General features: G+C 36.6%; 22 protein-coding genes. 3 read left to right on the top strand and 19 right to left on the bottom strand.

All coding sequences use genetic code 11. The features are described from left to right. Nucleotides 1-7 precede the first annotated feature (7 nt). From grpE to gpr, 7 genes are all read right to left on the bottom strand, one after another. Nucleotides 8-574: a nucleotide exchange factor GrpE gene (gene grpE, locus QUF93_RS22740; protein WP_002122597.1), complete on the bottom strand. Its 567-nt coding sequence runs from the start codon at nt 572-574 to the stop codon at nt 8-10. A gap of 114 nt (nt 575-688) precedes the next feature. Next, nucleotides 689-1,705 carry a heat-inducible transcriptional repressor HrcA gene (gene hrcA / locus QUF93_RS22745; RefSeq protein WP_289360264.1) on the bottom strand — a complete coding sequence of 339 codons (1,017 nt, stop codon included), beginning with the start codon at nt 1,703-1,705 and terminating at the stop codon, nt 689-691. A gap of 133 nt (nt 1,706-1,838) precedes the next feature. After that, on the bottom strand, nt 1,839-2,978 hold the full coding sequence (gene hemW / locus QUF93_RS22750; RefSeq protein WP_002122601.1) for a radical SAM family heme chaperone HemW: 1,140 nt from the start codon (nt 2,976-2,978) through the stop codon (nt 1,839-1,841). Between the two features lie 57 nt (nt 2,979-3,035). Next, a complete protein-coding gene (locus QUF93_RS22755; RefSeq protein WP_002122602.1) occupies nt 3,036-3,404 on the bottom strand; it encodes a winged helix-turn-helix transcriptional regulator in 369 nt (122 codons plus the stop codon). A gap of 133 nt (nt 3,405-3,537) precedes the next feature. Beyond that, nucleotides 3,538-5,361 carry an elongation factor 4 gene (gene lepA, locus QUF93_RS22760; protein ID WP_289360265.1) on the bottom strand — a complete coding sequence of 608 codons (1,824 nt, stop codon included), beginning with the start codon at nt 5,359-5,361 and terminating at the stop codon, nt 3,538-3,540. Between the two features lie 208 nt (nt 5,362-5,569). Further along, nucleotides 5,570-5,932 carry a YqxA family protein gene (locus QUF93_RS22765; protein WP_033712016.1) on the bottom strand — a complete coding sequence of 121 codons (363 nt, stop codon included), beginning with the start codon at nt 5,930-5,932 and terminating at the stop codon, nt 5,570-5,572. Further along, complete coding sequence (gpr, locus tag QUF93_RS22770; RefSeq protein ID WP_289360266.1) at nt 5,932-7,035, bottom strand: GPR endopeptidase; 1,104 nt, start codon at nt 7,033-7,035, stop codon at nt 5,932-5,934. The genes QUF93_RS22765 and gpr overlap by 1 nt, the downstream gene beginning before the upstream one ends. 180 nt (nt 7,036-7,215) lie before the next feature. Here gpr and rpsT point away from each other — a divergent pair, with 180 nt between their 5' ends. After that, nucleotides 7,216-7,473, top strand: coding sequence for a 30S ribosomal protein S20 (gene rpsT, locus QUF93_RS22775; protein WP_001274013.1), 258 nt, complete (start codon nt 7,216-7,218; stop codon nt 7,471-7,473). Nucleotides 7,474-7,557: 84 nt separating this feature from the next. On the opposite strand, the gene holA is transcribed toward rpsT, so the two are convergent. Next, nucleotides 7,558-8,568, bottom strand: a complete 1,011-nt coding sequence (gene holA / locus QUF93_RS22780; protein WP_002122609.1) for a DNA polymerase III subunit delta — start codon at nt 8,566-8,568, stop codon at nt 7,558-7,560. 348 nt (nt 8,569-8,916) lie between these two features. Between holA and QUF93_RS22785 the strand changes: the two genes are divergently transcribed. Continuing rightward, nucleotides 8,917-9,051: a YqzM family protein gene (locus QUF93_RS22785; RefSeq protein WP_000997609.1), complete on the top strand. Its 135-nt coding sequence runs from the start codon at nt 8,917-8,919 to the stop codon at nt 9,049-9,051. 31 nt (nt 9,052-9,082) lie between these two features. Here the strand turns inward: QUF93_RS22785 and QUF93_RS22790 are convergent, their stop codons facing one another. The 3 genes from QUF93_RS22790 to QUF93_RS22800 form a co-directional block, all read right to left on the bottom strand. Then, on the bottom strand, nt 9,083-11,404 hold the full coding sequence (locus tag QUF93_RS22790; protein ID WP_289360267.1) for a DNA internalization-related competence protein ComEC/Rec2: 2,322 nt from the start codon (nt 11,402-11,404) through the stop codon (nt 9,083-9,085). A gap of 14 nt (nt 11,405-11,418) precedes the next feature. Next, complete coding sequence (locus QUF93_RS22795) at nt 11,419-11,976, bottom strand: ComE operon protein 2 (protein ID WP_002122612.1); 558 nt, start codon at nt 11,974-11,976, stop codon at nt 11,419-11,421. Nucleotides 11,977-12,039: 63 nt separating this feature from the next. Further along, nucleotides 12,040-12,639: a helix-hairpin-helix domain-containing protein gene (locus tag QUF93_RS22800; protein ID WP_289360268.1), complete on the bottom strand. Its 600-nt coding sequence runs from the start codon at nt 12,637-12,639 to the stop codon at nt 12,040-12,042. A gap of 77 nt (nt 12,640-12,716) precedes the next feature. On the opposite strand from QUF93_RS22800, the gene comER reads away from it, so the two are divergent. Continuing rightward, a complete protein-coding gene (gene comER, locus QUF93_RS22805) occupies nt 12,717-13,544 on the top strand; it encodes a late competence protein ComER (RefSeq protein WP_289360269.1) in 828 nt (275 codons plus the stop codon). 172 nt (nt 13,545-13,716) lie between these two features. On the opposite strand, the gene QUF93_RS22810 is transcribed toward comER, so the two are convergent. From QUF93_RS22810 to QUF93_RS22845, 8 genes are all read right to left on the bottom strand, one after another. Next, entirely contained in the window at nt 13,717-14,466 is a 750-nt protein-coding gene (locus tag QUF93_RS22810; RefSeq protein WP_002122620.1) for a class I SAM-dependent DNA methyltransferase, read from the bottom strand. Continuing rightward, complete coding sequence (rsfS, locus tag QUF93_RS22815) at nt 14,463-14,819, bottom strand: ribosome silencing factor (RefSeq protein ID WP_289360271.1); 357 nt, start codon at nt 14,817-14,819, stop codon at nt 14,463-14,465. The genes QUF93_RS22810 and rsfS overlap by 4 nt, the downstream gene beginning before the upstream one ends. Beyond that, on the bottom strand, nt 14,816-15,385 hold the full coding sequence (yqeK, locus tag QUF93_RS22820; protein ID WP_289360272.1) for a bis(5'-nucleosyl)-tetraphosphatase (symmetrical) YqeK: 570 nt from the start codon (nt 15,383-15,385) through the stop codon (nt 14,816-14,818). Before yqeK ends, rsfS begins: the two co-directional genes overlap by 4 nt. Further along, the gene (locus tag QUF93_RS22825; RefSeq protein WP_001226028.1) at nt 15,375-15,944 is read right to left on the bottom strand and encodes a nicotinate-nucleotide adenylyltransferase; all 570 of its coding nucleotides are present in this window, start codon (nt 15,942-15,944) and stop codon (nt 15,375-15,377) included. Before QUF93_RS22825 ends, yqeK begins: the two co-directional genes overlap by 11 nt. A gap of 255 nt (nt 15,945-16,199) precedes the next feature. Then, entirely contained in the window at nt 16,200-16,493 is a 294-nt protein-coding gene (yhbY, locus tag QUF93_RS22830; RefSeq protein WP_000955223.1) for a ribosome assembly RNA-binding protein YhbY, read from the bottom strand. Between the two features lie 4 nt (nt 16,494-16,497). Then, the gene (aroE, locus tag QUF93_RS22835; RefSeq protein ID WP_289360273.1) at nt 16,498-17,331 is read right to left on the bottom strand and encodes a shikimate dehydrogenase; all 834 of its coding nucleotides are present in this window, start codon (nt 17,329-17,331) and stop codon (nt 16,498-16,500) included. A 15-nt stretch (nt 17,332-17,346) separates the two neighbouring features. Beyond that, complete coding sequence (gene yqeH, locus QUF93_RS22840) at nt 17,347-18,453, bottom strand: ribosome biogenesis GTPase YqeH (RefSeq protein WP_002122628.1); 1,107 nt, start codon at nt 18,451-18,453, stop codon at nt 17,347-17,349. Nucleotides 18,454-18,456: 3 nt separating this feature from the next. Then, entirely contained in the window at nt 18,457-18,969 is a 513-nt protein-coding gene (locus QUF93_RS22845; RefSeq protein WP_002122630.1) for a YqeG family HAD IIIA-type phosphatase, read from the bottom strand. Between the last annotated feature and the right edge of the window lie 182 nt (nt 18,970-19,151).

Below are 19,151 nucleotides of genomic sequence, written 5' to 3' on the forward strand. Positions count from 1 at the left end.
ATGTAAATTATTGATTTACTTTTACCATTGACGGGCGAATCACACGGTCTTTTAGTTTATAACCTTTTTGGAATTCCTCCACAACCGCGTTTGATTCAAATTCACTGTCTTCCACTTGCATAATAGCTTGGTGCTCATTAGGATCAAACTGTTTACCAACAGATTCAATCACTTCAACACCTTCTTTAGTCAACGCTTCTAGCAATTGACGATGCACCATTTCCATACCTTGTAACAAGGATTTCGTTTGCTCATCAGTTGCTTCCACTTGCATCGCTCTTTCAAAATTATCAAGAGCTGGCAAAATATCTGAAACTAAACTTTGTGCTCTATATTTTTCAGCAGCCTGCTTATCCATTTGGACACGGCGCTTATGATTTTCAAAATCAGCTTGTAGACGTAATGTGCGACCTTCCGTTTCCGTTAGTTTCGCTTGTAACTCATCTACTTTTTCTTGTAAAAGAGCAGCCTCACTTTTTTCTTCTACAGTTTTTTCACTGTTTTCTGGCGTGACAGCTTCTTCAACTTGCGCTTCTTTCACTTCTTCTACCACTTGTTCGTTACGCTCTTCCACAATTTTCACCTCCTTAAAAGGTATTAGGCATCAAGCTTAGCATGATTACCTAAGCATTATATATTACACACAGCAATGAAATTTTCATCACTTGAGCGAATGTATTACTCTCACTTATTTTTTAAGTCCATCAGTAAATTGCCTTGTAAATAACTGCAACAAACTAATTACACGAGAGTATTGCATTCTCGTTGGACCTAAAATCGCAATTGTTCCAAGTTGCTCTTCTCCAATCGAATACGTTGCAGAAATTAAACTACAATCTTCCATAGCTATCGAAGAATTTTCCCTGCCAATTTTCACTTGAATACCTACTTGTTTATGACGCAAAATATCATAAAACTCAGCTTCGTTATCAATCATCTTCAGCAAGGATCTTACTTTTTGAATGTCATGGAATTCTGGCTGCGAAAGCATATTTGCTTTTCCACCAAAGTATATCTTTTCCGATAAAGGAACTTGAAATGTACCATCTAACATTTTTATTGCGCTATCGTAATTATGAACATACCCACGCAAGACTGTAACAATCTCTTTAAAGATTTTATTATGAAGTTCTGCCATAGGTATACCAGATAGCTTTTCATTTAAAATATTAACCATTTTTTCTAAATCTGATAAATCAACAGATTCCGGAACGGTAATCGTTTTACTTTGTACATGCCCTGTATCTGTTACAATAATAGCGACTGCTGTTTGACGATCAAGCGGTACAATTTGTACGTTTTTAAGTTTATTTGTGCTTAACTTAGGCCCAAGAACAATGGCCGTATAATTCGTAAGCTCTGATAAAATTTGAGCTGATTGTTGTGCAATTTTTTCTGCTTCAAAAATTCTTTCAGCAAATAAATCTTTAATTTGTACAATTTCATCGGTCGGTAAGTTTTGTGGGGCTAAAAGATGGTCTACATAAAAACGATACCCTTTTTCAGAAGGAACACGCCCAGAAGAACTATGCGTTTTTTCAATAAATCCTAGTTCCTCTAGATCAGCCATTTCATTTCGAATAGTAGCTGAACTAAACGTAATTTCATCTTTCTTAGCCAACGTCCTCGATCCAACCGGTTGCGCTGATCCAATAAAGTCATCAATAATTGTTTGTAAAATTAAGAGCTGACGTTCCGTAAGCATCTCATCATCACCTCTGTTAGCACTCTTTGTCTTCGAGTGCTAAATCTATTAATAACTTACCAAAATTGACATTCAATTGTCAACGGAAACGTCACGAAATAATGAAAATTTTTCACGTTTATGGAACATTTAATTAGTCAATCAAAAATGACTGGAACACTTCATTACCCAATAATTTTCCTTTTCGTGTTAAACGCACATATCCATCTCTCTCTTCAAGCAATCCTTGTTCTTGATTGCTTTGTAACTGCTTCGCGAAAACTTGATCCATCTCCATATTGAATCTCTTTTGGAACGCTATTTTAGACACACCTTTTGTTTTTCGAAGTCCTAAGAACAACTCTTCTTCCATTCTTTCTTTCTCCGTCACTGCGTGAACATCTAAATACGGAAATCCTGTTTCATCAATTTTCGTGAAATATTGCTTGAGCGGCCCTACATTTTGGATACGTTCCCCATTTACATAACTATGCGCTCCAGCTCCAAATCCATAATACTCTTCATTATTCCAGTATGTGAGATTATGTCTACTTTCATTATCACCTTTTGAGAAGTTGCTAATTTCATACTGGCTATAACCATGTTTCTCCATTTCATCCATTACCATTTCATACATTTTCGCTTCATGGTCTTCACCCGGAAGTCTCAACTTCCCTTTATTCATTAAGTTATAAAATACAGTCTTCGGTTCCACAATTAATGAATATGCTGAGAAATGTTGTACACCAAGTGTGAAGGCAATATCTAATGTTTCTTTTACATCTTCTATCGTCTGTCCTGGCAAAGCATAGATAATATCTATATTAATATTTGTAAAGCCCACTTCCTGCGCTTCTCGAATTGCTACAAACGCATCTTCCCTCGTATGCTTGCGCCCAATTTTCTCAAGCAGTTCATCACGAAACGTTTGTACACCAAAACTAATTCTGTTCACGCCACCTTCTAACAATAAGTTCAACTTCTCTTTGGGTAAGTCGCCTGGATTCGCTTCAAAAGTTAATTCACAATTCGGAGCAAATGGTCGCAAACGACGATTAATGATATCGAGTAGTTTTTTTGTCTGTTCCATATTTAATGCTGTCGGCGTTCCTCCACCAACAAAAATCGTTTTCATACTTTCAAACGGTACTTTTTGAACCGTATTTATTATTTCTTTCTCTAAATATTGTAAGTATTGATCAACCGGTTGGCGTTCAATAAATACTTTATTAAAATCACAATAGTGACAAATATGCTGACAAAATGGAATATGAATATATGCAGCTTGTACCAAATATAACTCCTACCTTTCTAAAAAGAAAACCTCCGCGCTCCGGAGGGTCCTTTACTTTTATAACGTGTTACGAATTTGTTCCATTCGCATTTTTCCCCAATCATACATCATTTCAACGATCGGTAAAAGCGACATGCCTAGTTCCGTCATATAATACTCAACACGCGGAGGAATTTCTGGATATACTGTTCGATCAACAATCCCATCCTCCATTAACTCTTTTAATTGGTTCGACAAAACTTTATGAGAAATGCTCGGGAATAGTCGTTGCAATTCACTAAAACGATGTGGCCCTTCCACACCTAAGTGCCACAATATCACAACTTTCCACTTCCCACTAATAATAGAAAGCGTCAATTCCTTTTCACAATTAAAATTACCATTTTGTATTTTACCTTGAATATCTTTTCGAATATTTTCGGACATTAATAGTCTCCTAACTCTATATCAATCACTAAAAAGCTCTCTCATCATTGTAAATGAGAGAAGCTAAGATGTCTAAAAAGTAATTATACAGAAAAAAAGAAGCCGCATAAACGACTCCTTTTTATTTTAATTATTAGTTATCATCCATTTTCAGTACAGCCATGAATGCTTCTTGTGGCACTTCTACAGAACCAACAGACTTCATACGTTTTTTACCTTCTTTTTGCTTATCAAGAAGTTTACGCTTACGAGAAATGTCACCACCGTAACATTTTGCAAGTACGTTTTTACGCATCGCCTTAATTGTAGAACGCGCTACAACTTTGTTTCCGATAGTCGCCTGAATTGGCACTTCAAACTGTTGTCTTGGAATTAATTCTTTTAATTTCTCTACAATTACTTTACCACGGTCATACGCTGAATCACGGTGCACAATAAATGATAAAGCATCCACTTGTTCATTATTTAAAAGAATATCCATTTTCACAAGTTTAGATGGTTTATAACCAATTAACTCGTAGTCAAATGATGCATATCCTTTCGTATTTGATTTCAATTGATCGAAGAAATCATATACGATTTCTGATAACGGGATGTCATATGTCAATGTAACACGTGTTTCATCTAAATATTGCATATCAATAAACGTTCCACGTTTACCTTGGCAAATTTCCATTACAGCTCCAACATAGTCATTCGGAACCATAATTGAGGCCTTCACAAACGGCTCTTCTACACGATCGATAGACTGTGGATCTGGCATATTAGATGGATTATCAACAATAACATCTTCACCGTTTGTTAAATAAACTTTATAAATAACGCTTGGCGCTGTTGTAATTAAGTCAATCTTAAATTCACGTTCAATACGTTCTTGAATAATTTCCATGTGAAGCAGTCCTAAGAAACCACAGCGGAAACCAAAACCTAAAGCTTGAGATGTTTCAGGCTCAAATTCAAGAGCAGAATCATTCAATTCTAATTTTTCTAACGCATCACGTAAGTCGTTATAACGTGCAGAATCAATTGGATATAAACCACAGAATACCATCGGGTTTAATTTACGATATCCTTTTAACGGCTCTGCAGCCGGACGTTTCGCATGTGTAATCGTATCACCTACGCGTGTATCACCTACGTTTTTAATAGATGCTGCCAAGAAACCTACATCACCTACTGTTAACTCGTCACGTTGCGTTGTTTTCGGTGTAAACACACCTACTTCTGTTACTTCAAATTCTTTTCCAGTTGCCATCATACGTACTTTATCGCCAACTTTTACCGTTCCATTTACAACACGGATATATGCAATTACACCGCGGTACGGATCATATAAAGAATCGAAAATCATACATTGTAAAGGCCCTTCTGAATCACCTGTTGGAGCTGGTACCTTTTCAACGATTTGTTCTAAAATATCTTCAATACCAATGCCAGCTTTCGCTGAAGCAAGTACAGCTTCCGATGCATCTAAACCAATTACATCTTCTACCTCTTGACGTACACGTTCTGGGTCCGCACTTGGTAAGTCAATTTTATTAATAACTGGTAAGATTTCTAAATTATTATCAAGCGCTAAATATACGTTCGCTAATGTTTGCGCCTCAATCCCTTGCGCTGCATCCACAACAAGAATTGCACCTTCACAAGCCGCTAAACTACGAGATACTTCGTACGTAAAGTCGACATGTCCTGGAGTATCGATTAAGTGAAGAATATATTCTTCACCATCTTTTGCTGTATAGTTTAATTGTACTGCGTTTAATTTAATTGTAATACCGCGCTCACGCTCTAACTCCATAGAGTCAAGCAATTGCGCTTTCATTTCGCGCTGTGTCAACGCGTTTGTTTTCTCCAAAATACGGTCTGCCAACGTTGATTTCCCGTGGTCAATGTGAGCAATGATGGAGAAGTTACGAATTTTTGACTGTCTTTTTGCTCTTTCTTCTTTATTCATCTATGTTCTCAACTCCTAATAGTCTCGCCAATATACACTAGCACTGATTATATCAATAGAGCAGCAAAGATTCAATGAAAACTCGTGCTGCTTACAATACAAATCACTCTATCTATATCTTATGCGAACAAACCATAAGAGACAAACCTTTTTCAAATTAAAGGACGACCCTCTTACAAACATAAGACAATCGTCCTTCCCGCTATCCTTAACTAAAAATTCCTTTTATTGCCCCAACAACTATATCTGTTCCAAACTTTGTCATATCACGAGCAACACTTGCTATCGCTATACCGATACCTTCTACAACATTAAAACTTCTTAAGCTTTCCAACTGTTTTTGTTTTTCAATAGCCGAAAACGTTTCTCCCGAAATTTCCGATTCAGCCCCAGCGCCTTCTGTTCCTGTCATATGAGCAATTTGTTCATATGACAGCTGACGATACCCCTTCATACTTTTCAGACCATGATTAGCGAGGCCTACTCCAGCTATCATCATAAGCAAACATAAAACTGTACCGCATATACATAACAGCGTAAATCGACTCAAACTATTCCTGCCTCTTTCCATCAATGTGTATATGCCCCTGTATTATCTTGATCAATCTGATGATGCAGTGCTGCATTTAAACCACTCGCTATTACATTTGCCATATCCTCAATAAACGCATCTACTTCTTTTGGGGTTACCATTAAATTATGACCAAGAGGAGATAACACTTCATAAATCAACTTTCTCTTCTCTTCTTCTTCTAACGTACCAATAGCCCCTAAAAACATATTTCGACTCTTTTCATCCGGCATATCTTCTTCTGTTAATTTTTTCTTTTCTCCAAATGTAAAACCTGCTGGTAATAAAGAACGTGATGGTTTGTTTCCTTCTTTCAGTTCCCGGCCAAAATGTTTCAAAATAAAATCAATTGTATCACTCGTAATCGAAACAGCATCTACCACAGTTGGCACACCAATTGCGATAACAGGAATACCCAATGTTTCTTTACTTAGTTCCTTACGCTTATTCCCAACACCAGATCCTGGATGAATTCCTGTATCAGAAATTTGTATCGTGCTATTTACTCGTTCAATAGAACGCGCAGCTAATGCATCAATTGCGATGACAAAGTCTGGTTTTGTCTTTTCAATAATTCCGTAAATGACATCGCTCGTTTCGATTCCTGTAATCCCCATTACCCCTGGACGAATCGCACTAACAGGCCTGAAACCTTCTTCCACACTTTCAGGCTGTAATTTAAATAAATGTCTCGTCACCAGTACGTTTTCTACAACTATCGGTCCGAGTGCATCCGGCGTTACATTCCAATTCCCAAGCCCGACGATTAAACAACTTGCTTCTTTTGAAACACCAACCTCTTCTAAGAAATAAGAAAACTCTTTTGCGAAAACATGCTCTACTTTTTGCTGAAGTTCCGTATCTTGTTGTCGTATACCTTGCACCTCAAGAGTTAAATAATTTCCAGGTTTTTTCCCCATCGACTCAGATGCAATTTCATCAATAGTTACTTTTGTAATTGTAATCCCCTCTTCTTCCCTCTCTTTTACAATTACTCCTTGTATTCCTTTTTGTTCTTCTTGGCGCTCTTGCAGCATTTGGTGCGCCTCTACAGCAAGGTCAGTTCTAACACTATATTTACTTAAATCTAATGGTTCTTTCATCGTATCTCCTCCGTAATTCATAGTAAATATCGTTAGATTTCCCCAAGTTATATTAGGTCATTCTTTCCTTTACGTGAAATTTCATTGATATACTATTGCAATTCTCTTCACCGTTTGATAAAATATCACTTGTTCTATGTAAGAATCGAGTCATTCGATTGCACCAGGGAGGTGAAAAGTATGGCAAACATCAAATCTGCTATCAAACGCGCTAAACTTAGCGAAGAGCGTCGTGCACATAACGCTTCTATCAAGTCTGACATGCGTACTGCTGTTAAAACTGTAGAAGCTTTAGTTACTAATAACGATCTTGAAAATGCTAAAGAAGCTTTCAAAACCGCTTCTAAAAAACTTGACAAAGCAGCTCGTAAAGGTCTTATCCACCAAAACGCTGCAGCTCGTCAAAAATCTCGCTTAGCGAAACAAGTAAACGCGTAAGGCGTTTAAAAAACGATCCATTCGGATCGTTTTTTCTATACACAAAAAAGTTCACGTAACAAGTACGTGAACTTTTTTATATCATTACATATGATTTAACCGCATTAAGAAAAATTCAAGCACAAGTTTCTTATCCATCTTTCCAGTCTTCATACTATAATCAGCTTCCGCTAATTCTATAATAACTTTTTTTAATTCTTCAAAAGAGAAAAACTTCGTTTGATTCATCGCCAACTTTACCCGGTACGGATGTACACCAATATGTGACGCGATTTGATTTTGTCCGTAACCACGCTGTTGCAATTCTTTCACTTGATGGAGCAAGCGGAACTGACTTACTAATAACGCGAGCAGTTTAATTGGTTCTTCCTGCTGTGTAAATAATCCGTCTAAAATTTGCATCGCACCAGCGATATCCTTTTTCACCACTTTTTCTGTTAAAGCAAATACATTTTGCTCAACAGATTTCGGCACAAGTTCCGTGACAAGTTTTGGCGTGATTTCTCCGCCCATACCGACGTATAACGTTAACTTGTCCATTTCCTTCGCCAACATTGTTACATTACTTCCCACAAGCTCTAACAACAAACTAACAGCTGCATTATCGATATGCACATGCACCTCATCCGCACGAGAAACAATCCACTTCTGAACATCCTGCACTTGCATCGCATTTGCTTCTATTACATCCGCTGTTTTCTTTAATAGTTTTGTAATTTTTTTTCGTTCGTCTAATTTTTCATAAGGCGCAACAAAAACAAGAATAGAAAAAGGAGATGGCTCCCCAATATATTCTTCTAAAATTTTTATATTTTGTTCTAATTTTTCTTTTTGTGCCGTTAAAAATAATGGTGATTTTATTAATATAACTTTACGCTCTCCAAAAAAAGGAAGCGTACGCGCATCCTCAACTACATCTTCTAAATACGCTTCTTCCAAATCGTATGTCACAACATTAAACTCTCGATCTTCCTCTTCAAGCGCTTCCGTTGTAATAAGTTTTATCGTTTCATTTATAAAATAGGCTTCCGTTCCATACAGTACGTACAACGGAGCGAATTGTTTCTTTTTAATCTTCTTATGTATATCACTCATATTTTTTCCTACTCCCTAACTTGGCAATATATATTTATACTAATGCCCTAGCTTTTGTTTTACAAGTACAAAGGGACAGGCTTTATAACCCGCCCCTTTATTTATATAAAACGCCACGCAATAAGCCCCGGATTTCTTATTGGTGTGCGGTAATCACCTTCCCTTTATTATTTACAATAATAATCTTAGTATAAATGCCAACTGTTAACATGATTGGAAATGAAAAATTCACGCTACTTAACTAACTAGAAAAAGTGTACAAATACTCTATTTCGCTTCATATGGAAATTGTAGATTTTTTTCTGACAATATTTTATACTAAAATGGAATGTTGGGGAGGGATTCTAAATGAATGATTTTGAACAAAACGTTCAAAGTAAACGCAATGACGCTATTGATTCAGGGGTAGGATTTATCGTCTCATTTGGTTTTTTCGCAACACTTTTCATTATTGCAACTGTTATTAAATTCATCGGTTCTTAAAGGCTGCTGCTTAATGGCAGTCTTCTTTTTTTCATCTTCTATTTGTTTCATCATATGTGATTTTACTTTGAAAGGTTCCTTTTTCTCCATTAAAAACATAGGAAATAGCACCTTGCTTATCCGTACGCCATATATCAATACCCATCTTCTTAAAACGCTCTATAACTTCCTTATGCGGGTGCCCATACCTATTGCGCTCCCCCACAGAAATAATCGCTACACTAGGCTGTACAAGGCTTAAAAAAGGATCTGCAGACGATGTTTTACTCCCATGGTGGGCAACTTTTAAAATATTAGCCCGCAAATCAGGATATGTCGATACTATAAACTTTTCTCCTTCTTCTTCTAAATCACCCGTAAATAGCCATGTTAGTCCTCCTAGTCTGGCCCATATTACAATCGAAGAGTCATTTTCTCCCTTTTCTTTCCCCCTTGGAGCTAATACGAAAAATTCCGCTTCATTTACTCTCCAACCTTCCCCTTCTCCTACTATACTTATCTTCATGCTCTTTTCTAACGCCTTTTTCTTCACCACTTTTTCCAATACAGTATCTTGTTCCTTTCTCCCAAATACAACCTCTTTTACAATAATAGATGACAGCAAATCCAGCGCAGCACCTATATGATCCGCATCTCCATGCGTTACAATTAATTTATCAATCGTTTTTATACCTTCTTTTTGTAAAAAAGGAACAAGAATATCATGCCCAACAGAAAATTCATGCTTTTTCTGTTGCCACGCTTCCTTCTTGACAGGAAGGGCTCCACCTGTATCAATAAGATAAACCGCTTTATCGTACGGGAGACGAATTAATATTGCATCTCCCTGTCCAACATCAAGAAATGTAACACTCCCACTTTCGCGAAAATATGGATATACATAATGACAAGTACTAATAAAAAGAAACACACCCACAACTATGCACAAAATTTTTTTCGTTACTACTCTTTCCCAAATCACAAATATACTAACGATACTAAAACAATATATAGCCACAAGAAATAAAGGAGTTTGACCAAAAGTAAGTCGGATAAAAGGGAAACTTTCACAGTAACTTAGAAAATTATTAGAAATGGTTAGACATAATGAAAGTACATATGCAATTCCTTTTGCGAAAAATGGCATAACCGGCATACATATAAGAATAATAATGCTACACGGCAATACAATAATGGATAGAAAAGGAACATATATAAGATTGAGGAAAATGCTATAAGGAGAAAAATAACCAAAATGATATAACAAGATGGGGGTACTAGCGAGCTGTGAAATTATAGAAATGTAAATAGAATTTCGAACTACTCCATTACTACGTCCTAATAATATCGGCGCAGATAGTAGTAAAGCAAAACTACCTACAAATGAGAATTGAAATCCAACGTTGAAAATAAGATACGGATCGTATATAAGCATACATATAGCTGTTATACTTAAGGCGTCTAGACTAGATAAGCGAACAGAGCACATGAAAGCTACCAACAATAAAACCCCTGTTATAGAAGCCCTCACAACAGATGGCGACGCCCCAGCTATGATCATATACAGAGGAATGCAAACTATAAGGCATACTGTTGCTGTCTCTTTCGTCACACCACTTCTTAGTAAAACAAAATACATTATAACCATTAATAATACGATATGCGATCCTGAAATTGCTAACAAATGTATAAGACCGAATTGCTGATATTGCTCTTCTACTTCAAACGTCATTTGTTGTCGATCTCCAAATAATAATGCGTTCATAAATGCACCTGATTGTTCTGGGAACATTTCTGTAACTTTCGAGATTGTTTGTTGCCTGAGAAGGAAAATCCATTGCACGAATGACAACGATGTTTTTTGACATTCAGAAATGTATGTCACATCAAATATAAAATGTATTTTTTGCTGATATAAATAATTACGATAATCAAAAACGTGAAAATTCCGGGCAGTTTGTGGTTCTTTCACCTCCCCTTTAAATGTACACGATATACCTGCATGTAATTGTTGCAATCGCTTTTTTTCCGAAGCAGATTGCATTTTATAGTTTAACTGCACTAAGTTTTTATTCTGATCTTCAATTTGAAAAGAAAGACGATCCCCATTAATTAGAGGTGTATTTTGCACGACCCCTCGTGTAACTTCGTAGGAATCCCCTAGCGGCTCATTTCGACTCTGAACATACGTGGTGTACATAACGCCACTAAAACACGCTATAATACAAAAAATGAAGGTTTTACGCGAAGTACGATATAAACAAAATAAAACAAAACAAACGAAACAACAGGCAGTCAACAAATGCAATGCGGAAAAGGTAATTGCAATCCCCACTATAAACGAGATTGCAACATAGCCCCATTGTCCATTCAACTCATACTCACTCCTTATAGCATCATTTTCGCTTTAGTGAATACACGCTGTAATTCTTCCATTGATAAATTATCTTTTTCTAAAGATACGAATAGTTCCTTTAGCTGCAAATGACGCTCTTGTTCCTCTAGCGATGTAATATCATATTCTAGCGGAACGTGCTTCACTGTTACACTCGCTTGTTCAAATAACTCTACGGCATACGGATGATTTTTATAATCCTGTGCATAATAAACTGCTGTAACACCACTTTGAATAATCGCCTTACAACACTGTAAGCAAGGAAAATGTGTGACATAAATTTCCGCTTCCTCTGTTTTCGCACCAAACTTCGCACATTGTAATAAAGCATTCATTTCTGCATGAATTGTACGAACGCAATGATTATCAATGACATAGCAACCATCGTCTATACAATGTACACCACCTTTAATTGAACCGTTATATCCACCAGCAATAATTCGTTTATCACGGACGATTGTCGCTCCTACTGCAAGTCTTGTACATGTACTACGCAATGATAACAGATGGCTTTGTGTCATAAAATATTGATCCCATGAAATTCGCTCCATATTTTTCACCTACTTTTTTGTCTACTTGTAGTGTAGCGAAAGAAGAAAAACTTCGTCAATCTTTTATGGAATAATTATTTGATCTTTTATTTTTTCAAGTGACTTCGTTCCAATCCCATCAATCTCCAATAAATCATCTATTTTCTGAAACGGACCGTGTTCTTCTCGATATTTCAAAATACTTTCCGCTTTCCGAGAACCAATGCCTGTTATTTTTTCAAGTTGCTCTTTAGAAGCTGTATTTATTTGTACTTTACCCTCACTTTTTGAAGAAGTAGCCCCTTCTTGCACTGGCTCATTTTTGTTAGGAACATAAAGAAGCATTTGGTCTTGGACTATTTGCGCCAAATTCACTTTCTTCACATCTGCATCCGGCAACAAACCACCAGCTTTTTCAACCGCCTCCTTCACCCGGTCCCCTTCCTTCATTTCATACACACCCTCTTTAAAAACCGCCCCTTTCACATCAATTATAATTATTTTTTTCTGTTCCTTTGTATCCAATATTTTCGGTTTAATTTTTTTCTCCACATCTTTCGCTTGAACTTCCGTTGTAATGAGCGTTTGCTCTGTATGCTGATTCGTTTTCCAGAAAAAAAGAAAAATCAAAGTGCCAATAATAACCACTAATCCCAACCATTTTTTTGGAAAATCCCACATCATTTTACACCTCTAATCATAAATTTATAACATCATTCATATTGTTTATGAGAAAGCTGTTACGAAGGAGGGATGAAACATTGAACATAGGAATTATAGGGACAGGGAACATGGGGAATATACTAATCGATGCATTTTTAGAAACCCGTGCTGTCAAACCTTCGTGCCTTACTATTATTAATCGGACGCCTGCCAAAGCATATCATATAAAAGAAAAATACCCTTCTGTTCATATAGCCAAAACAATCCAAGAGGTAATCGAACAATCACAGCTTATTTTCATTTGTGTAAAACCAATAGATATATACCCTATTCTACAAAAATACGCCGACCATTTTTCTGATGAACATTGCTTAGTTTCTATCACAAGCCCCATATCTCCATCACAATTAGAAACACTTATACCTTGCCACGTCGCTCGTATCATTCCAAGCATCACAAACCGCGCCTTATCCGGCGCATCACTATTTACATTTGGAAATAACTGCTCTGAAGACTGGCAACAAAAACTACTTCGTCTATTCAAAAAAATTTCTACTCCCCTTGTTATAGAAGAAGATATAACGCGCGTTTCATCTGATATAGCAAGCTGCGGCCCTGCTTTTTTTAGTTATTTATTACAATGTTTCATTAACGCTGCTGTAGATAAAACAAATATTACACACGAAGAAGCCACTACTTTAGTAAGTGAAATGGTCATTGGAATGGGAAAATTACTTGAAAAAGAAATTTTCACATTACCTACTTTACAAGAAAAGGTATGTGTTAAAGGCGGTGTTACAGGAGAAGGTATTCGTATTTTAGAAGAGCACGTTGGGGATATGTTTCATAAATTAATCGAACGGACACATGAGAAATTTGATGAAGATTTAAAATGCGTTGAGCAGCAATTCAATAAACACACATAATAAATACGCCATCGTAATCCCAAATCCTTTTTATTAATACTTATCTTTTTCATGCTACATTTTCACTAAAACTAGCATTTTTACACTTTACACATATCATCTTTTTATTTTTCTAGAACTAAAACTACATCTTTTCTATAAAACAAAAGCAACCTTATCGGTTGCTTTTGTTTTATCCATTCTTCTTCGCCATAAAAAAGATGCGCTCTGTTTGTTCTGTCACTTCAATTCGTTCAAAGTCCCCTGTGACGCGAAGCACTGTAAACCCAGCTTCTTCAAGCCATTTTGTTAACACTTCAACCGAATATGCACGCTGCACGTGACATTCGTCAAAACGATGATACACATCTTCTTCTGAATCTTGTACAAAGAATGTCAAATCATGTTCCACACTATCTGATTCTTCTCCAGGGAAGCAGTTCCAAATAAGTGATATTTCTTCGCCGTTCACTGTATATGTTTCATTTTGAAATACGTGATGTATTTTATATAAAGAGTGTACATCGAATAAAAACAAACCATCCTGACGTAAATGGTGGAAAACTCTTCTAAATGTCTCTTGCACCCCATCTTCTTGCAATACATAATTTAATGAGTCACAAAATATTGTCACACAATCAAATTCACCAGGAACATCGAGCTCTCTCATGTCTTGTTGGTAAAAAGGAATAAAATAACCTTCTCCCGCCAATTTTTGCTGTGCGACAGTTAACATTTCTTCCGAAAGATCTACACCAATTAAATCATAACCTTTTCGCACAAGCGGAAGTGTTACGTTACCAGTTCCACATGCTACGTCAAGAATTTTTGCCTCTTTCATAGATGCCTGTTGCAAACTTTCCTCTGTGAATTCCACCCATTTATCATAAGGGACATCATTCATCAGTTCGTCATACAGCAAAGCAAATTGTTCGTATTTCATTGATCTAGCTCATCTGCAATATCTTCACGCGGCACATCGCCCCATAAACGCTCTAAATTATAGTGATTACGCTCTTCTTTATGGAATACATGAGCAACCACATCACCAAGGTCCACTAAAACCCAACGTGCTTCATCGAAGCCTTCCATACGTTGTACGTTAATTTCGAACTCATGTGCCTTCGCCTTAATTTCACGTGCAATTGCTTGCACTTGCTTGTCCGAATTTCCGTGACAAATAATAAAATAGTCTGCAATCGGTGAAATACCTTGCATATTTAGTACAACCATATCTTCTGCTCTCTTATCATCAGCTGCTTTTGCCGCTAATACTAATAACTCTTTATCTTTCATTTATTAATTTCCTCCTTGATAACTGTATTGTATGTTTGGAATGTTAATGGATAAATCGTTTGATCTTTTTCCATTAAAAATTGAATTGTTCGCTTTAAAGCAAACAGTAAAGCTTGATTTATATCTTTATATGCGAGTTCCCTCGCTTCTTCCACACCAGGAAACTTACGTCCTGGTTCAATGTAATCTGCTACATAAATAACTTTATCTAACATTGTCATTTTTTCATGACCACTTGTATGATATGTAATAGCTTGTAGAATTTCAGGATCAGTAATGCCTACTTCTTTTTCTACTAAGTATGCCCCAACAGGTGCATGCCATAACTCTTTGTTATAGTGCAGTAGATCCTTCGGCAAAGCTTCTCTCTTGATAATCTCTTCCATTTCTGGAATCGCTCTACATTTTGCATAATCGTGAAATATAGCAGCCGTCTCTGCCTTTTTCTCATCTACACCATATAACCGAGCAAGTTCAATCGCTGTTTCCATTACACCAACCGTGTGTATATAACGTTTTTCATGCATTTGTTGTTTGACAATACTAAGTGCGTCCTCACGATTCATACAACCCATTCCTCTCGATATATACCTGTACTTTTTCCGGGAGTAAATATTTGCACGTTTTCTTCGTCATATATCTCTCACGTAACAAAGAAGAAGAAACTGCAAACTCCGGAATTTCCACTTTTACGATATCATAAGGCGTATGTAATGTATAACCTGGTCTTGCAACTCCAACGAAAGTCACAAGCTTAAGTAACTTTTCAATGTTATACCACTTCGGCAAATACTCAACCATGTCGCCGCCAATAATAAAGTGAAACTGCACATCCGGATACTTCTCCGTTAATTGTACCATAGTGTCGTACGTATAAGATGGGCCTTCTCTGTCTAGCTCTTCTAAACAAATTGAAAAATATGCTTCTTCCTCAGTCGCTATTTGCAGCATGTTTAATCGACTTTTCACACTCGTAATGTTACGTCCTTGCTTGTGCGGTGGAATTTGATTCGGCAAAAACCATACCTCTTCCAACCCTAAAGCATGATACACTTCATTTGCAATTAACAAATGCCCATTATGAGGTGGATCAAACGTACCACCAATAATGCCAATTTTCCTCAAAAGAAACGCTCCTTCCTTTTACATACAGCAACTCTCCCCATAAATATTCGAAGAGAGTCTACTGTTAATAAAAGTTCAATTGATTTCACTCTCTATCTATCAAGCGTCAATTATGGAAATAATTTACGTGATTTTTTTATCTCACTATTTGCCAACACCTCAAAAACCACTGACAATAACTAGGCTAGACCGGAAATTAACTGCACACAAAAGCCCAATTGATGAAGGCTAAAAAACACAAATTAAAGTTTCAATTTATCGTGGAAGTTTAATCTGCTTATTTTCTCTTGATTCTTTGTATAAAACAATTGTGCTTCCGATTACTTGAACGATTTCAGCTCGTGCACCTTGTGCAAGCTCTTCTGCAACTTCACGACGATCAAATTCACAGTTTTGTAATACGCTCACTTTAAATAGTTCACGAACTTCTAATGCTTCTCCAATTTGTTTCACCATATTTTCATTTACGCCACCTTTTCCAACTTGAAAAATCGGTGTTAAATGATGTGCCTTTGCACGTAAAAATCTTTTTTGTTTTCCTGTTAACATATAATTAGCCTCCAAGCTCTCTCATTACTAATTGTTTCATTCTATCAATATTCGGCACACACCCTGTCCACATTTCAAATGCAAGTGCACCTTGATAAACGAACATATCGATTCCATTTTGAATTATTGCACCTTGTTCTTTCGCATCGCCTAAAATTTTCGTCTCAAATGGATTATAAATAATATCAGAAACAATCGTTCCTTGTTTCAATGAACGAATTTCCAGCGGCGTATACTCAACATGGGGATGCATACCTATCGTTGTTGTTTGGATGATAATATCATATTCCCCTTGATCTTCTGCTGCACATTCTAGCGATAGAGCATGCGAATTAACATTTGCCATGCACCCAGCGATAAGATTTTCCGCTTTATCTCTCGTACGATTAGCAATATCAATTTCTTTCACACCTACATCTGCAAGCGAGAAGTAAATAGCTCGACTAGCACCACCTGCACCAATTAATAAAATACGTTTCTCTTGAAGTGGATCTTCACTAATTGACTGCAGGGCACGAACAAAACCAATTCCATCTGTATTATACCCAATCAATTTTCCATCTCGATGAACTACTGTATTTACCGCACCGATTTGCTTTGCTAGCGGGGCAACCTCATCCAAGTACCCCATAATTGCAACTTTATGCGGAGTCGTTACATTAAATCCTGAAATACCTAATGCTTTCAAACCTTTTACTGCTTCCCCTAGCGCTTCTTCTTCTACAAGAAACGCATGATAATGGGCATCCATATTCAAGTGTTCAAATGCATCGTTATGCATAACGGGTGATAATGAATGTCCAATTGGATTTCCGACTACACCATATAATTGTTTCATAAATCCCTCTCCATATTAAATTAAAGATTTACGTAATGAAACACTTACTCCCTTTGGTACATGAGCAACAATTTTCGCTCCTGATTCATTTACAGTAACCCAGCCTAATCCAGAGAATACAACATCCGTTTTTGGCTCACGAATATTAAATTCATATTTCACAAACTCAGGCATATTTTCTAATTCTTCTGGTGTCGGTGGATTCAATAATTCTCCAGCGTGTCTTTCGTACAATTCATCAGCCTTTTCAAGTTTTGTACGATGGATTGTTAAACGGTTTGAGAAATGACAAGTAAATGCACGACGGCCTCCACTTACATAATCAAATCGTGCTAATCCACCAAAGAATAATGTTTGTTCTTCATTTAATTGGAATACCATTGGCTTAACTTCTGTAGTCGGTGTAATAAGCTTTAAGCTTTGTTTCCCAACATAATGCGCCATTTGATGATGATTAATAATACCTGGTGTATCGTATAAAGATGATGTTTCGTCTAATGGAATATCAATTAAATCAAGCGTTGTTCCTGGGAAATGTGATGTTGTAATTACATTCTCAGTCTCATCACTAAACTCTTTAATCATACGATTAATAAATGTTGATTTACCAACATTCGTACATCCAACAACATAAACATCTTTACCTTCGCGGTAATACTCAATTGCATCAGCAAGTTCAGTGATTCCTTGTCCTTTAGCTGCACTAATCAAAAAGACATCTTCTGGTTTTAAACCAAGTTGCTTTGCACTATAGCGCATCCAATGTTTTACTTTATCATGCTTAACTGACTTTGGAATTAAGTCAGCCTTATTCCCTACAAGTAACACTTTATTGTTCCCTACAAAACGATGTAAGCCCGGTAACCAGCTACCATTGAAATCGAAAATATCTACGATTTTAACCACTAGTGCGTCTGATTGTCCAATTCCGTTCAAAATACGAAGGAAATCATCATCTGTTAAAGATACATCTTGAATTTCGTTATAATGTTTCAAACGAAAACAACGTTGGCAAATTACTTGTTCTTTTTCTAAAGATGATGCAGGAGCGTATCCTACTTCATTTTTATTTTCTGTTTGAATTTCTACACCGCAACCAATACATTTAATTGTTTCAGTCAAACTTTATTCCTCCCAGTTAATTAAGCCTTTTTTCTTCATGTTTCTCATAATTCTTCGTTCAATTTTTCGATTAAAGCGTGTCACCAATCCGTCCGTTTGCGCTACCGGTACAACTAAAATTGTATGAAGTCCCACACGATTCCCACCGAGCACATCCGTTAGTAACTGATCTCCAATTACTACAACTTCATCTGGCTGCAGGTGCATCTCGTGTATCGCACGCTTAAATGCGCGAACAAACGGTTTGCGCGCACTATGAATAAACGGAATACCTAATGGGTCAGCGAAGTCTTTAACGCGTTGCTCGTTATTATTTGAAACGACCGTTACTTGAATATCATTTTCTTTCATTTTCAAAAACCAATCTTCAAGCTGTGGTGTTGCGTTTGGACGATCCCATTCAATTAAAGTGTTATCTAAATCAGTAATAACTCCTTTAATTCCACGTTTTTTCAAATCTTCTGGTTGAACATGATATACATTTTTCACATATTCATTTGGTAAAAATAACTTCAATTTCTTTCACCTCTTTGAGGATTTTTCATAAAATTTTTCGACAACATTTTTCGATAGATAACCTGTGGATAAACTTGTACACACTTTCCACATTAATTTTTCAGTTAATTCGGAATTTACCAACATTCTATACACACTTTATCCACTGAGTTATGTGGATAACCTCTTGTTTGTGACTGTCA

Origin of the sequence: Bacillus hominis, assembly GCF_030348325.1 — a bacterium.
GTDB lineage: Bacteria > Bacillota > Bacilli > Bacillales > Bacillaceae_G > Bacillus_A > Bacillus_A hominis.

What these genes read in the sequence shown, in the direction of transcription:
- lepA (WP_289360265.1), bottom strand. Translation starts at nt 5,361, where the DNA reads ATGAATAAAGAAGAAAGAGCAAAAAGACAGTCAAAAATTCGTAACTTC.
- QUF93_RS22785 (WP_000997609.1), top strand. Translation starts at nt 8,917, where the DNA reads ATGAATGATTTTGAACAAAACGTTCAAAGTAAACGCAATGACGCTATT.
- QUF93_RS22800 (WP_289360268.1), bottom strand. Translation starts at nt 12,639, where the DNA reads ATGATGTGGGATTTTCCAAAAAAATGGTTGGGATTAGTGGTTATTATT.
- gpr (WP_289360266.1), bottom strand. Translation starts at nt 7,035, where the DNA reads ATGAAAGAACCATTAGATTTAAGTAAATATAGTGTTAGAACTGACCTT.
- QUF93_RS22755 (WP_002122602.1), bottom strand. Translation starts at nt 3,404, where the DNA reads ATGTCCGAAAATATTCGAAAAGATATTCAAGGTAAAATACAAAATGGT.
- QUF93_RS22810 (WP_002122620.1), bottom strand. Translation starts at nt 14,466, where the DNA reads ATGAAATACGAACAATTTGCTTTGCTGTATGACGAACTGATGAATGAT.
- rpsT (WP_001274013.1), top strand. Translation starts at nt 7,216, where the DNA reads ATGGCAAACATCAAATCTGCTATCAAACGCGCTAAACTTAGCGAAGAG.
- rsfS (WP_289360271.1), bottom strand. Translation starts at nt 14,819, where the DNA reads ATGAAAGATAAAGAGTTATTAGTATTAGCGGCAAAAGCAGCTGATGAT.
- QUF93_RS22765 (WP_033712016.1), bottom strand. Translation starts at nt 5,932, where the DNA reads ATGGAAAGAGGCAGGAATAGTTTGAGTCGATTTACGCTGTTATGTATA.
- aroE (WP_289360273.1), bottom strand. Translation starts at nt 17,331, where the DNA reads ATGAAACAATTATATGGTGTAGTCGGAAATCCAATTGGACATTCATTA.
- holA (WP_002122609.1), bottom strand. Translation starts at nt 8,568, where the DNA reads ATGAGTGATATACATAAGAAGATTAAAAAGAAACAATTCGCTCCGTTG.
- QUF93_RS22795 (WP_002122612.1), bottom strand. Translation starts at nt 11,976, where the DNA reads ATGGAGCGAATTTCATGGGATCAATATTTTATGACACAAAGCCATCTG.
- yqeK (WP_289360272.1), bottom strand. Translation starts at nt 15,385, where the DNA reads ATGAATCGTGAGGACGCACTTAGTATTGTCAAACAACAAATGCATGAA.
- yhbY (WP_000955223.1), bottom strand. Translation starts at nt 16,493, where the DNA reads ATGTTAACAGGAAAACAAAAAAGATTTTTACGTGCAAAGGCACATCAT.
- hrcA (WP_289360264.1), bottom strand. Translation starts at nt 1,705, where the DNA reads ATGCTTACGGAACGTCAGCTCTTAATTTTACAAACAATTATTGATGAC.